11 protein-coding genes are annotated in these 13,234 nt (G+C 61.3%); 3 read left to right on the top strand and 8 right to left on the bottom strand.

All coding sequences use genetic code 11. The annotated features are described in order from the left end of the window. Positions 1 to 192 precede the first annotated feature (192 nt). From DNK50_RS23320 to DNK50_RS23355, 8 genes are all read right to left on the bottom strand, one after another. Positions 193 to 1,833, bottom strand: coding sequence for a flagellar hook-associated protein 3 (locus DNK50_RS23320; protein ID WP_112196375.1), 1,641 nt, complete (start codon positions 1,831 to 1,833; stop codon positions 193 to 195). 14 nt (positions 1,834 to 1,847) lie between these two features. Next, positions 1,848 to 3,899 (bottom strand): flagellar hook-associated protein FlgK, encoded by a 2,052-nt coding sequence (gene flgK, locus DNK50_RS23325; protein WP_112196376.1) that lies wholly within the window; start codon positions 3,897 to 3,899, stop codon positions 1,848 to 1,850. A gap of 10 nt (positions 3,900 to 3,909) precedes the next feature. Further along, the gene (gene flgJ, locus DNK50_RS23330; protein ID WP_099584107.1) at positions 3,910 to 5,181 is read right to left on the bottom strand and encodes a flagellar assembly peptidoglycan hydrolase FlgJ; all 1,272 of its coding nucleotides are present in this window, start codon (positions 5,179 to 5,181) and stop codon (positions 3,910 to 3,912) included. 4 nt (positions 5,182 to 5,185) lie between these two features. Beyond that, positions 5,186 to 6,274, bottom strand: coding sequence for a flagellar basal body P-ring protein FlgI (locus DNK50_RS23335; protein ID WP_162633417.1), 1,089 nt, complete (start codon positions 6,272 to 6,274; stop codon positions 5,186 to 5,188). 27 nt (positions 6,275 to 6,301) lie between these two features. Continuing rightward, positions 6,302 to 6,997 carry a flagellar basal body L-ring protein FlgH gene (gene flgH, locus DNK50_RS23340; protein WP_099584105.1) on the bottom strand — a complete coding sequence of 232 codons (696 nt, stop codon included), beginning with the start codon at positions 6,995 to 6,997 and terminating at the stop codon, positions 6,302 to 6,304. Positions 6,998 to 7,050: 53 nt separating this feature from the next. Next, complete coding sequence (flgG, locus tag DNK50_RS23345; RefSeq protein ID WP_076952969.1) at positions 7,051 to 7,836, bottom strand: flagellar basal-body rod protein FlgG; 786 nt, start codon at positions 7,834 to 7,836, stop codon at positions 7,051 to 7,053. A 62-nt stretch (positions 7,837 to 7,898) separates the two neighbouring features. Continuing rightward, positions 7,899 to 8,639 (bottom strand): flagellar basal body rod protein FlgF, encoded by a 741-nt coding sequence (locus DNK50_RS23350; RefSeq protein WP_099584104.1) that lies wholly within the window; start codon positions 8,637 to 8,639, stop codon positions 7,899 to 7,901. A gap of 326 nt (positions 8,640 to 8,965) precedes the next feature. Continuing rightward, positions 8,966 to 10,528: a sigma-54-dependent transcriptional regulator gene (locus DNK50_RS23355; RefSeq protein WP_112196378.1), complete on the bottom strand. Its 1,563-nt coding sequence runs from the start codon at positions 10,526 to 10,528 to the stop codon at positions 8,966 to 8,968. 257 nt (positions 10,529 to 10,785) lie between these two features. Here DNK50_RS23355 and phhA point away from each other — a divergent pair, with 257 nt between their 5' ends. From phhA to DNK50_RS23370, 3 genes are all read left to right on the top strand, one after another. Next, complete coding sequence (gene phhA / locus DNK50_RS23360) at positions 10,786 to 11,577, top strand: phenylalanine 4-monooxygenase (protein ID WP_099584102.1); 792 nt, start codon at positions 10,786 to 10,788, stop codon at positions 11,575 to 11,577. Positions 11,578 to 11,676: 99 nt separating this feature from the next. Further along, entirely contained in the window at positions 11,677 to 12,033 is a 357-nt protein-coding gene (locus tag DNK50_RS23365) for a 4a-hydroxytetrahydrobiopterin dehydratase (protein ID WP_017134918.1), read from the top strand. Continuing rightward, positions 12,033 to 13,226, top strand: coding sequence for an amino acid aminotransferase (locus tag DNK50_RS23370; protein WP_112196379.1), 1,194 nt, complete (start codon positions 12,033 to 12,035; stop codon positions 13,224 to 13,226). The genes DNK50_RS23365 and DNK50_RS23370 overlap by 1 nt, the downstream gene beginning before the upstream one ends. The last annotated feature ends 8 nt before the right edge of the window (positions 13,227 to 13,234 follow it).

Consider the following 13,234-nt stretch of genomic DNA (forward strand, 5'->3'; position numbering starts at 1 on the left):
AATCTCGCTGAAAGCCGCCCCGCAAGGACCCTGTGACGACTTATCCTTTTCACACGATACAGTGAAGATGCGCTTTATGACTCACAGGTCACTCAATTTTGTGTGCTTTATGCAAAACGTTTCAACAATTTAGCCCCAGAAACGACAACGGCCCGCTCTGTTTCCAGAGCGGGCCGCTTGACTTGAAGCCACTTACATCTTGTTGAACAGACTCAACTGCGAGACTTTCACGAAGGCCAGCTGCGAGGCTTCGAGCATGGTTTGCTGCAGCGTCAGGTTGATCGCCGCCTCGCCCATGTCGACGTTGGCCAAGGCGCTCATGGTGGTGTTGTTGGCCAAACTGATGCTGGCGTTTGCGCTGGCCTGCACCGTCAACGCATTCTCCCGCGCACCGATGGAGCCACGCACGTTGTCCACCTGGTCGGCCGAGCTGGTGAGGTTACTGACCGCAGCGTTCAGTGCGTTCTGAAGCTTGACCCGCGCCCCCGGAATACCGTCCGCCGGTTGTTCCAGCGCCTTGCGCAGTTGGCCCAGGGTATCGAGGGCGTTCTGGGTTTTCTGGGTGGTGTTGCCCACCGAAAACTGATCGCCGACGTTCGGCGTACCGCTCAGTTCGAAGGTGACGCCCGCCGCCGTGATGGTGCTCGGGCCCGGCGGGGTGCCGGTGCCAGGGGTGACCACGCCATTGTCCACAATCGGCTTGCTGCCAGCGGTGTACGGCTGGGCATAGACCTTGTAGGCGTTCGGGTCGGTGTCGTCGAACTTGATCAATACGCCGCTGTTGGGAAAGGTGCTCGAATAGCTGGCCGCACTGCTGACGCTGGCGTTGGTCAATTGCGCACTGGACGTGTTGCTCGCGGTCCGCGCGATGTTGAACCCATCAGGCTTGGCGCTGAGGCTGAACTCACGCCCCTTGACCAGCGCATCGGCATCAGGCCCGGTGGCGCGGTCGGTGAGGTCTACCGTGATATCGAACTTGACGCCGCGCAGGTTGACGCTGGCGCTGCCTTCCTTGGTGGAGTCGAACGTGCCGTTACCGTCAACCTGCGACGTAATGTCGTTGTTGTCTTTGTCGGTAATGACGTACTGGGTGCTGCTGGTGAAGGTCAGCTTGTACGGCTGGCCGTCGGCAAACTGCCGGGTGTAGTCGGAGCCCGACGTGACCAGGCCGCTCGATATAGCGACCTTGTGGTCGTCGACCAGCGGCGGCGAAATCGCCGGCGCCACCGGCGCAGCAGCCGGCGCGAGGTAATTGGCCTGGGTGCGACTGGTGTTGACCGCCCCTTCCAGGATCGTCTTGCCGGTATCGCCGGTGCGCACCGTCAGCGTCTCGGAAACCTGCAGGCTCAGCTCGTTCTCATCACCCTGATAGCTGTATGTGCCATCGTTGTTGCGCGAGTACGGCGGCGTGTCGGTCTTGGAGCCGGAGAACAGGTAGTTGCCGGCCGAATCCTTGCTGTTGAGCAAGCCCAACAGTTGATCCTCAAGCGCGCCCACTTCGACCGAAATGGACTTGCGGTCAGCATCGCTGGTCACGCCGCCGGCACGCAGCGCCAGTTGGCTGCCGGCCTGGATTGTGGTGTTGATCGCATCCAGAATGCTTTCTTCGTTGGTCAGCTTGTTCTGGATACTGGTGATATTGCCGCTGTACTGCGACAGCATGTCTTTCTGCTGTTGCAGCATCAGCAAGCGCTGGGCTGCTACCGGATCGTCCGAAGCGGTCTGCACACGCACGCCGGAACTCGCTTGCTGCTGGGCCTGCACCACACCCGAATAGTTGTTCTGATACTTGCTGGCACTGGTGTCGAAATACTGCTGTGTAGAAATGCGCATCGTCCCAGACTCCCTTAAAGACTATTGATCAGCGTGCTGAAGGTTTCTTGCGCAGCCTTGATGATCTGCGACGACGCTGTGTAGTACTGCTGGAACTTGATCATGTCGCCCGCTTCTTCATCCAGGTTGACCTGGGAGACGGAGTTGCGCGCGTTCTTGTTGGCCGTCAACAGCGCGTTGGTGGCCGTGGTGTCCGTGGTGGCCGCTGCGGCCTTGGCGCCAACGGTCGAGACCAACTTGCTGTTGGCCCCCACCAGGCTGGTGCCGCCACTGCCATCGGCCGCCAGGCCTACGGTTGCCTTGGTCTGCAGGTTGAGCAGGGCCTGGGCGTTGCGGTTGTCGGACTTGCCGGAGGCATTGAACGAGAAGGAGGTGCTGTCGCCGTTGGCCGGCGAACCGCCCACCGTGGTGTCGAAGCTGAAGTTCTTGGCCGGCGACAACAAGGTTCCGCTGGCATCACGCATCGGTACACTGATGCTGATCTTGTTGGTCTGCCCCGGCACGATGCTGCCGGAACCGATCGGATCACCCTGGGCGTTGCTGAGGGTGTAGGCCTGCGTGCCATCGGCTGCCGGTTTGGCGAAGACCATCGTCACCGGCATCGAGTGTTCGATGCCGGTGCGCAGTTGTGCGGTGTCGGCGCCGCCCTGGATGTCCAAGGGCACGGTGAGCGTCGGCGGCGTAAAAGTGCCGGTGCCCTGGTTGGTTTTACCCGCCTCGCCCTGCAACGGCGCGGCAAACGCAATCTTGCTCGGGTCGGTCAGGATGGTGCCGATTTCCTTGGCGCCGTTGGCCGTCGGGCTGACCTTGAAGCTGTCGCCCGCCTGCACGTTTGTTCCCGTCTTGACCGCCAGGGTGAACCCATCGATAACCGGCGGCGGCGTGGCGCTCAGGTCATACGTGCCCATGGCCTTGCCGTCGGAACGCAGCACCGTGACCTTATTGAGGTTGGCACCATCGTTGAAGCTGACCTTGTAATCGAAGTTGGTCAGCTGGCTGCTGTCCTTGATCGTCACACCCAGCGCGCCGTCGCCCAGGTTGCCTTGGGCTGCCTGGCTGCGCAGGGCAACGGAGGCGGCGTTGTTGATGTCGGTGAACATCGAGGCGCCGAACTCGCCATTGAGGTCCAGGCCCTGGCCCAATTGGCTGTTGAGGGCATCGGCAGTGACAAGCGCGATACGCCCCAGGTCATTGATGGCTGGCATCAGCGCATCGCTGCGATAACGCAGCAGGCCACCGATGCTGCCGCCACTGATCACATTGCCCAGGTCCAGGGTCGTACCGCCCGGCGCATTGAGCTGGATCGTGTACTGGCTGGTGTCGCTGTTGCTCGGCACGGCGGAAATGCTGCTGGACTGATCGCCCAGCACCAGGGACTGGCCGCTGCCGGTGCTGACGCTGAACACGCCGTTCTTTTCCGTGGCGGTCACGCCGATCAACTCATTGAGCGAACGCACGGCCTCAGCCCGGGAATCGAGCAGGTTGGCCGGAGTGGTGTTGGACGAACCCTGGACCTGGGCGATCTGCTTGTTGAGGGATGCAATCGACGACGTCAGTTGGTTGACCTGATCGCTCATCGAGGTCAACTGGCTGTTGATGGTCTCTTTCTGCTGGCTCAACTGGCTGGAGATCGCATTGAACCGGTTGGTCAGCGTCTGGGCGTTAGTGAGCAGGATCTGGCGGGCCGACGTATCGTTCGGGCTGGCCGAGGCGGTCTGCACTGCGGCAAAGAACGAGCTGAGCACGGCGGACATGCCGGTGGTCTTGTCCGACAGCGTCTTGTCGACCGCACTGACCTGGTCCAGATACGCCTTGGCGTCGCTGTTGAGCGAGGTGCTGTTCTGGTAGGCGGTGTCCAGGTATTCGTTATAGACCCGGCGCACGTCGGCCAGGGTGGTGCCGCTGCCGATGAACACGCCGCCGTACTGGTTGTTCGCGTTCGCACTCTGGGTGGTCTGCTGACGCGAATAGCCCGCGGTATTGGCGTTGGCGATGTTGTTACTCAGAACCGACAACGATCCTTGAGCGGCGTTTAGCCCCGACATCCCGATATTGAGCAAACTCATGGTTCAGACCTTATAAATGAGTGGTCGCGCCCGCGGCAGCGTAATCCTGATAACTGTTCATCGTTTTTGCGATCTGCGAAATCTTGCTGGCGTAGGCCGGATCGGTGGCGTAACCGGCTTTTTGCAACTCGCGCACAAACTGTTCCGGGTTGTCGGCCGACTTCACAACTTCTTTATAGCGATCATTGCTTTGCAGCAAGGTCACGAGGTCGTGGAAGCTGTCCTGGTAGGAGTCGTAGGAACGGAACTGCGCCGTTTCCTTGACCATCGCGCCATCGCGAAACTCGCTGGTGATCGCACGGGCCTGGCCGCCCTGCCAACTCTGGCCGGCCTTGATACCGAACAGGTTGTGGCTGCTGCTGCCATCTTCGGCGCGCATCACCGATTTGCCCCAACCGGTTTCCAGGGCGGCCTGGGCCACCAGGTACTTCGGATCGACACCAATACGCGCTGCCGCGGCCTTGGCCATCGGCAACATGGTGGCGACAAATTCATCCTGCGAACTGAACGCCTTTTTCGCCGGTGCCAGTGGCGGCTGGGCCACGGCGCGGCTGTAGATCTGCATACGGTCGTTGGGCACGGCAAAACTGCGTGCGGTGCTGTTGATGACGTTGTCGTCGGCGGCACTGTTACGCAGCGGCGCGGTCTTGGCCTCGGCCGCCACTTGGGTGCTCGGCACAATACCGGCGAGCAGGCGATCGGCCAGCTTGCTTGGCAAGGCAATGCGACGCTGGTTCATCAGTTCCATGTCGTTGCTGTGGGCAGCAGCGGCACCGGCCTGGGGCTCGGCCACACGGTAGGCCCACAGCGGACGCTGGCCATTGGAGCGACCCAGCGGACCTTCGGCCTGGGTGCCGGCGGCAATTTCCGTCGGCACGTCGACTTTCTTGACGGGTTCTGCGGCTGCCGGACCTTGCAAGGTGGCCGCAGCAGCGTCCACCGGCTTGTTCTTCTGCATCTGGCGCATGAGCACGTCGGCCAGGCCGATACCACCGCCCTCGCGCGACATCGACACCGCCAGTTGCTGGTCGTACATCTCCTGGTACTGCTTGGCCGCCGGGGTGTTCATCGGGTTGTCTTTGCCCAGGGCCTCGGTGGCCGAACGCATCGATTTGAGCATCTCACTGACGAACAGCGACTCGAACTCCTGCGCCACTTTGCGCATGTTGCCTTCGCTGTTCTTGTCGCCGCCGACCTTGAGCTGGTTAAGCCTGTTCAGGTCGGAGTAAGACCCCGAATCCGCCGTGCTGCTGATCCCGCTCTTGCGCATATCCATGGCCATGGCCTCAGATCACAATCAGGTCGGCTTGCAAGGCGCCGGCCTGTTTCAAAGCTTCAAGGATTGCCATCAGGTCGCCAGGCGCCGCGCCCACTTGGTTCACCGCGCGGACAATCTCATCCAGCGTGGTGCCGGGGCCGAACTTGAACATCGGCTTGGCTTCCTGTTGGGCATTGATCCGCGAGCGCGGCACGACCGCCGTCTGGCCATTGGACAACGGCCCAGGCTGGCTGACGATCGGGTCTTCGGTGATGGTCACGGTCAGACTGCCGTGGGTCACCGCAGCCGGCGATACCTTGACGTTCTGGCCGATCACGATGGTGCCGGTGCGCGAGTTGATGATGACTTTGGCCACTGCCTGGCCTGGGTCGACTTCAAGGTTTTCCAGGATCGACAGGTAATCCACGCGCTGGCTTGGGTCCAGCGGCGCGGTCACGCGGATCGAGCCGCCGTCGATGGCCTGGGCCACGCCAGGGCCGAGCATGTCGTTGATCTTGTCGACCACGCGCTTGGCGGTGGTGAAGTCGGACCGGTTGAGGTTCAGGGTCAGGCTGTTGCCCTGGTTGAAACCGCTGGGCACGGTACGTTCCACCGTGGCGCCGCCAGGAATCCGACCGGCCGAGGGCACGTTGACGGTGATCTTCGAACCGTCGCGACCTTCGGCGTCAAACCCGCCCACCACCAGGTTGCCCTGGGCGATGGCGTAGACGTTGCCGTCGATACCTTTGAGCGGCGTCATCAGCAAGGTGCCGCCGCGCAGGCTTTTGGAGTTACCGATGGAAGCCACGGTGATGTCCACCACCTGGCCCGGTTTGGAGAACGCCGGCAAGTCGGCACTGATGGACACGGCCGCGACGTTCTTGAGCTGCACATTGCCCGAGCCCGCCGGCACCTTGATGCCGAACTGCGAGAGCATGTTGTTGAAGGTCTGCAAGGTAAACGGGGTTTGGGTGGTTTGGTCGCCCGTACCATTGAGCCCCACCACCAGGCCGTAGCCGATCAACTGGTTGGAACGCACGCCGGAGATGCTCGCGATGTCTTTCAGGCGTTCGGCCTGGGCGACAGCGCTCAACGAAAGCAGGAGTGCGGCCGCCATCAGCTGTTTGAATTTCAAAGTGGCCACCTAGAAAGGGAACAGCGGGCTAAGGAAGAAACGGTCGAACCAGCCCGGCTGGCTCGCATCGGCAAAGGCGCCAGTGCCGGAATAAGTGATGCGCGCATCGGCAATCCGCGTGGACGGTACGGTGTTGTCGGTGGAGATGTCATCGGCGCGCACCATGCCGGCGATGCGTACCAGCTCGTCACCGGTATTGAGGGTCATCCACTTCTCACCGCGCACGGCGATGATGCCGTTGGGCAATACATCGGCCACGGTCACGGTGATCGAACCGGTCAGGCTGTTGCCCTGCCCTGCCGCGCTCTTGCCGTCGGTGGCACGGGATCCGCTGTAGCCGGCGTTCAGGGTCAGGTCACCATCGCTCAACGGGTTATTGACGTTGGGCACAGCGCCAAACAGCGAGCTCAAACCAAGGCTGGCGGTGCTGTTCTTGCCCACTTGGGAGTTGGCGTTCTTGCTGGCCTGGGTGCGCTCGTTGAGGGTGATGGTGATGATGTCACCCACCCGGAACGCCTTGCGGTCGCTGTACAGGTTCTGTTCGAAACCGGCCTGGTAGATCGAGCCATTGTTGGCAGCCGCCGGCAACGGCGTGCGCGGCAACACCGGCGCGTAGTACGGGTCATTGGGTTTGGGCGTCGGGGCGACACAGCCCGCGAGCACGGCAATCCCACTCAATGCCAAAACGGAAACAAAGCGATTCATGACCCATACCTCACGGTGTAGCAGGCGCCCTCAAGAGCGCCCCATAGACTTGATTACAGATTCTGCGTTACGAACGAGAGCATCTGGTCGGCGGTGGAAATCACCTTGGAGTTCATTTCGTAGGCGCGCTGAGTGGTGATCATGTTGACCATCTCTTCCACGGTGCTCACGTTGGAGGTTTCCAGGGTGCTTTGCAGCGTGGTGCCGAAACCGTTCAGGCCAGGGGTGCCGATTTGCGGCGCGCCGCTGGAGGCGGTTTCCAGGAACAGGTTGTTACCCATGGCCTGCAGGCCGGCCGGGTTGATGAAGTCGGCGGTTTGCAGGTTGCCGATCACTTGTGATGCCGGGTTGCCGGCCACGGTGATGGACACGGTGCCGTCGTTGCCGACGGTGAAAGTTTTGGCATCGGCTGGCACGATCACGGCCGGCTCCAGGGCGAAACCGTTGGCGGTGACGATCTGGCCATTGGAATCCAGGTGGAAAGTACCGTCGCGGGTGTAGGACGTAGTCCCATCCGGTTGCAGGATCTGGAAGAAACCACGGCCGTTGATGGCCATGTCCAGCGGCTGACCGGTCTGTTGCAGGTTACCGGCGCTGAAGTTCTTCTGGGTGCCGACGATTGCCACACCGGTACCCAATTGCAGGCCCGACGGCAGTTCGCTGTCCTGGGTCGACTGGGCACCCGGCTGCTTCTTGATCTGATAGAGCAAGTCCTGGAACTCGGCGCGGTCACGTTTGAAGCCCGTGGTCGATACGTTCGCCAGGTTGTTGGAAATGGTGGTCAGGTTGGTGTCCTGGGCGGACAGACCTGTTTTGGCAACCCATAGAGCCGGAAGCATGGTGTTCTCCTTCGTGCGCCTGTTTGTTGGCGCCGTTTAGCAAATTAGTGAGTGAGCGCTGATCAGCTCATCTGCATGACGCGAGTCATGGCCTGGTCGTCTTCCTTGGCGCTGTTCATCATCTTGATGTGCAGCTCGAACTGCTTGGAAAGCGCCAGCACTGCCGTCATCTCTTCCACGGCATTGACGTTGCTTGCCTGCAGGAAACCCGAGGTCAGCTTGACAGTCGCATCGGCTACGGCAGGCTGGCCATCCTTGGTGTGGATGGTGCCGTCGAGGCCTTTATTCATATTCTTGAGGTCGGGCTGGACCAGCTTGATCCGGTCCACTTCCGCCATCACCCGCGGGCCTTCGCCCATGGCGCGGATGCTGATGGTGCCGTCGGAGCCGACTTCGATCTTCTGCTGGGGCGGCACGGCAATCGGGCCACCGTTGCCCATGATCGGCATGCCGTTGCCGGCGCGCAGCACGCCCAATGCATCGACGTTCATGCTGGCGCTGCGCACGTAGGCTTCGCTGCCGTCCGGGGTCTGCACCGCCATCCAGCCGTCGCCGCTGACGGCCACGTCCAGGTCACGGCCGGTCTCGATCATCGCGCCAGGGGTGAAGTCAGTGGCTGGACGCTCGGTCAAGGCAAACGCCCGCGCCGGAAAGCTGTCACCGAACACCGGCATCGAACGCGCCTGCTCCAGGTCACGTTGAAAACCGTTGGTGGAAATGTTCGCCAAGTTGTTGGCATGGGCCTTCTGCGCCAGTGCATTCTGGCTGGCGCCGGTCATTGCCACATAAAGGTACTTGTCCACACTCTTTCCTCTTTCTGACGCAGGCTTGCCGCCCACCGCTGTACTGATGAGGCTTAAGCAATTTGCGAACCAACTTTGTGAAAGTGGCTAAAGTGCAGGCAGGGCAAGGGTTTTCACGGACGCGCAAGTATTTCGAGGTTGTACCAGAGTCGAAAAAACGGCGGACTACTGCCGCTTCCGGCAACTACCGGTCAGGAAAACGACGAAGATCAATTGTGCGAGGGGGCTTGCCCCCGATGACGGTGGTTCAGTTGCTGATGTATGAGTGACACACGGCTATCGGGAGCAAGCCCCCTCCCACATTTTGCCCCCACAGCGTCAGTTGATTATTTTTCGACCTTGAGAATTTCGTGATCGCGCAGTTTGTTGGCGATGGTGGTGTGCGACACCCCCAAGCGCTTCCCCAACTGGCGGCTGCTCGGATGCTCGGCATACAAACTTTCCAGCACCGCCTTCTCAAAGCGTCCGACAATCGCCTCCAACCCACCCTCCAGGGAAAAATCGCCAAGTGGCTGACGCGCGCCGTAATCCGGCAAGCGAATATGCTCGACCTTCACCGTCCCGCCCTCGCACAGCGACACCGCCTGGAACAACACGTTTTCCAACTGCCGCACATTGCCCGGCCAATGGTAATGGCTGAGCCGCTCCATCGCCGCCGGCGCGAGCTTGGGCAGCGGGCAACCGATCTGGCGGCTGGCCTGATCGAGAAAGTGTTCAACCAAAGGCCCCAGCCCATCCAGGCATTCGCGCAGCGGCGGGATGTGCAGCGACAGCACGTTAAGGCGGTGATAGAGATCCTGACGGAATTCGCCACGGGCGCAGAGTTCGGACAAATCCACCTGGGTCGCGCAGATCACTCGCACATCCAGATACACCTCTTCATCACTGCCCACCCGACGAAAGCAACCGTCCTGCAGAAAGCGCAGCAGTTTCACCTGCAGGCGCGCACTCATTTCCCCCACACCATCGAGAAACAACGTACCGCCCGCCGTCAACTCCAGCAGCCCCAGCTTGCCTTCGGCCCGCGCGCCTTCGAACGCGCCGGGGCCGTAGCCGAACAACTCGGTCTCGGCCATCGACTCCGGCAGACCGGCACAATTGAGCGCCATCAGCGGCGATTGCCCACGGGGGCTGGCCAGGTGACAGGCGCGGGCCAGCAGTTCCTTGCCAGTGCCGGTTTCGCCTTCTATTAATAGCGGCGCATCCAACGGTGCCATGCGCCGGGCTTCACGCACTACCGCCGCCATGACTTTGGAGCTTTGGAAGATGCTGTCAAAGCCGCGCAACTCCTGCTTGCGCACGTTATAGATGCGCTCTCCCACGCGGTCGGCGCGGTGCAAGGTCAGCACGGCGCCGGCCATGGCTTCGCTGTCATCGTGCTCGGAGGACTGCAGCGGCGCGATGTCCGCCAGGAACACGTCACCCTTGACCTTGACCCGCAATCCATTGATCCGCGACTTGCTCGCACGCACCAGTTCCGGCAAGTCAAAGTCCTCGGCGTAGCGCGACAGTGGAATGCCCGGCACCTCGTCCACCCGCACCCCGAGCAACTGCGCCGCCGCACGGTTGGCAGCGACGATGGAGCCGCCCATGTCGATGGACAGCACTGGAAATTCCAAGGCGCCGAGCAAGGCATTGAGCTCCATGTGCCTACGCTCACTGGGCATCAGCCCTACCCTTTTCACGCCAAACACCCCGGCAATCGCCTCGAACTGCGGGCGCAGCGCCTGGAACTGCATGTTCACCAGGTTCGGGCAAAACAGGTAAATGGCATTGCCATGCTCGCCGCCGACTTCGCCCTTGGCGACGTTGACGCCGTACTCCACCAGCAGGTTGAGGATGTCCCGCAGGATGCCGATGCGGTTTTGGCAGTGCACTTTGATACGCATGAAAGGGCCCGAACAATGGGTAGGCGCCGGGTCTTTTTGACGCTGGGCGCAGATAGTCGTCAAGATTATGTGACAGTTTGTGTGCCTTTCCCAGCCCAATGCCGCGACGAACTGCACATGCGTAACGATTACTTTACGAAAATCCGCGTTATTTCCTACAAATCCACTTTACCGGCGGATGGAATCTCGCCTTGCAAGGGTTATCAATAGGTTCATCGCAGGACATAACAAGAACGAATGCCTAGCAGGAGAGCCGTATGAAACAGACGCACTACGTGGCCCGCGAGCCCGATGCGCAAGGTTTTATCCATTACCCGCCGGAAGAACACGCGGTGTGGAACACCCTGATCACGCGCCAGTTGAAAGTGATCGAAGGCCGCGCCTGCCAGGAATACCTGGACGGCATCGACAAACTCGGCCTGCCCCTGGATCGCATCCCACAATTGGGCGAAATCAATAAAGTCCTGGCCGAGACCACCGGCTGGCAAGTCGCCCGCGTCCCCGCGCTGATCCCCTTCCAGACCTTTTTCGAACTGCTCGCCAGCAAGCAATTTCCGGTGGCGACGTTTATTCGTACCCGCGAAGAACTGGATTACCTGCAAGAGCCGGATATTTTCCACGAGATCTTCGGCCACTGCCCGCTGCTGACCAACCCCTGGTTCGCCGAATTCACCCACACCTACGGCAAGCTCGGCCTGGCGGCCACCAAAGAGCAACGGGTGTACCTGGCGCGCCTGTACTGGATGACCATCGAGTTTGGCCTGGTGGACACGCCCGCAGGTCGACGCATCTACGGTGGCGGGATTTTGTCGTCGCCCAAGGAAAGCGTGTACTGCCTGTCGGACGAGCCCGAGCATCAAGCCTTCGACCCGCTGGAAGCGATGCGCACGCCGTATCGCATCGACATCCTGCAACCGCTCTACTTCGTACTGCCCGAACTCAAGCGCCTGTTCGACGTGGCGCAGGAAGACATCATGGGCATGGTCGAGCACGGCATGCAGCTTGGCTTGCACGCCCCCAAATTCCCGCCCAAACCAAAGGCTGCTTGAACTGCGTCTTTTAAGGCCAGGTGAGTCTGTTCCCTGGCCCCGCGTTGCTTTAGGGTTACGCCCACTGATCTTCACTCATTCGAATTCAGGACATCCCACATGACCACCTTGAACCAAGCCCACTGCGAAGCCTGCCGCGCCGATGCCCCGCAAGTCAGCGATGAAGAGTTGCCGGTGCTGATCAAGCAGATCCCCGACTGGAACATCGAAGTCCGCGACGGCGTAATGCAGTTGGAAAAGGTTTTCCTGTTCAAGAACTTCAAATTCGCCCTCGCCTTCACCAATGCCATGGGTGAGATCTCCGAAGCCGAAGGCCATCACCCTGGCCTGCTCACCGAATGGGGCAAGGTCACCGTGACCTGGTGGAGCCACTCCATCAAGGGCCTGCACCGCAATGACTTCATCATGGCCGCGCGCACCGACGAAGTGGCCAAGGACGCCGAGGGCCGCAAGTAATGCACTTCGATGCCATTGGCCGCGTGCCCGGCGACCCGATCCTCGGGTTGATGGACCTGTATGCCCAGGACACCAACCCAGACAAGTTCGACCTCGGCGTAGGCGTCTATAAAGACGACCAGGGCCTGACGCCGATTCTGCACTCGGTGAAGCTCGCCGAGCAGCGTCTGGTCGACACCCAAACCACCAAGACCTACATCGGCGGCCATGGCGATGCCCGCTTCGGCGCGCTGATCCGCGAACTGGTGCTGGGTGCCGACTCCACACTGATCCGCGACCGCCGCGCCGGCGCCACCCAGACCCCAGGCGGCACCGGCGCGCTGCGCCTGAGCGCCGACTTCATCGCCCATAGCCTGCCAGGCCGTGGTGTGTGGCTGAGCAACCCGACCTGGCCGATCCACGAAAGCATTTTCGCCAAGGCCGGGCTCAAGGTCAGTCACTATCCGTATGTAGGCGCCGACAATCGCCTGGATGTGGCGGCGATGCTGGCCACCCTTTCCACCGTGCCCCAGGGCGACGTGGTCCTGCTGCATGCCTGCTGCCACAACCCGACCGGTTTCGACCTGTCCCAGGACGACTGGCGCCAGGTGCTGCAAATCGTGCGCGAGCGCCAGTTGCTGCCGCTGATCGACTTCGCCTACCAGGGTTTTGGCGACGGCCTGGCGCAGGACGCCTGGGCAGTGCGGCTGTTTGCTGCAGAATTGCCGGAAGTGCTGGTCACCAGTTCCTGTTCGAAGAACTTCGGCCTGTACAGCGACCGGGTCGGCGCACTGATCGTATGTGCGGCAGATGCCGAGAAGCTCACGGATGTGCGCAGCCAACTGGCGAATATCGCGCGTAACTTGTGGTCCACGCCGCCGGATCATGGTGCTGCGGTGGTCGCGACCATCCTCGGTGATGCGGAGCTGAAAAAACTCTGGAGTGAAGAAGTCGAAACCATGCGTGCGCGGATCGCCCAGTTGCGATCCGGACTGGTCGAGGCGCTGGCCCCCCATGGTCTGGCCGAACGGTTTGCGCACATTGGCGCGCAGCGCGGGATGTTTTCCTATACCGGCTTGAGTGCCGAGCAGGTCAAGCAACTGCGTGAGAAGCACAGCGTGTATATGGTCAGTTCAGGGCGGGCGAATGTGGCCGGGGCGGACGCGACGCGATTGGCTCAGCTGGCCCAGGCCATCGCCGACGTCTCCAACTGAAAAAACCG

Origin of the sequence: Pseudomonas sp. LG1E9 (assembly GCF_003290225.1) — a bacterium.
GTDB classification, from domain to species: domain Bacteria; phylum Pseudomonadota; class Gammaproteobacteria; order Pseudomonadales; family Pseudomonadaceae; genus Aquipseudomonas; species Aquipseudomonas cyclaminis.

What these genes read in the sequence shown, in the direction of transcription:
- flgH (WP_099584105.1), bottom strand. Translation starts at nt 6,997, where the DNA reads ATGAATCGCTTTGTTTCCGTTTTGGCATTGAGTGGGATTGCCGTGCTC.
- DNK50_RS23370 (WP_112196379.1), top strand. Translation starts at nt 12,033, where the DNA reads ATGCACTTCGATGCCATTGGCCGCGTGCCCGGCGACCCGATCCTCGGG.
- flgJ (WP_099584107.1), bottom strand. Translation starts at nt 5,181, where the DNA reads ATGGCCATGGATATGCGCAAGAGCGGGATCAGCAGCACGGCGGATTCG.
- DNK50_RS23355 (WP_112196378.1), bottom strand. Translation starts at nt 10,528, where the DNA reads ATGCGTATCAAAGTGCACTGCCAAAACCGCATCGGCATCCTGCGGGAC.
- flgG (WP_076952969.1), bottom strand. Translation starts at nt 7,836, where the DNA reads ATGCTTCCGGCTCTATGGGTTGCCAAAACAGGTCTGTCCGCCCAGGAC.
- DNK50_RS23320 (WP_112196375.1), bottom strand. Translation starts at nt 1,833, where the DNA reads ATGCGCATTTCTACACAGCAGTATTTCGACACCAGTGCCAGCAAGTAT.
- DNK50_RS23365 (WP_017134918.1), top strand. Translation starts at nt 11,677, where the DNA reads ATGACCACCTTGAACCAAGCCCACTGCGAAGCCTGCCGCGCCGATGCC.
- phhA (WP_099584102.1), top strand. Translation starts at nt 10,786, where the DNA reads ATGAAACAGACGCACTACGTGGCCCGCGAGCCCGATGCGCAAGGTTTT.
- DNK50_RS23335 (WP_162633417.1), bottom strand. Translation starts at nt 6,274, where the DNA reads ATGGCGGCCGCACTCCTGCTTTCGTTGAGCGCTGTCGCCCAGGCCGAA.
- flgK (WP_112196376.1), bottom strand. Translation starts at nt 3,899, where the DNA reads ATGAGTTTGCTCAATATCGGGATGTCGGGGCTAAACGCCGCTCAAGGA.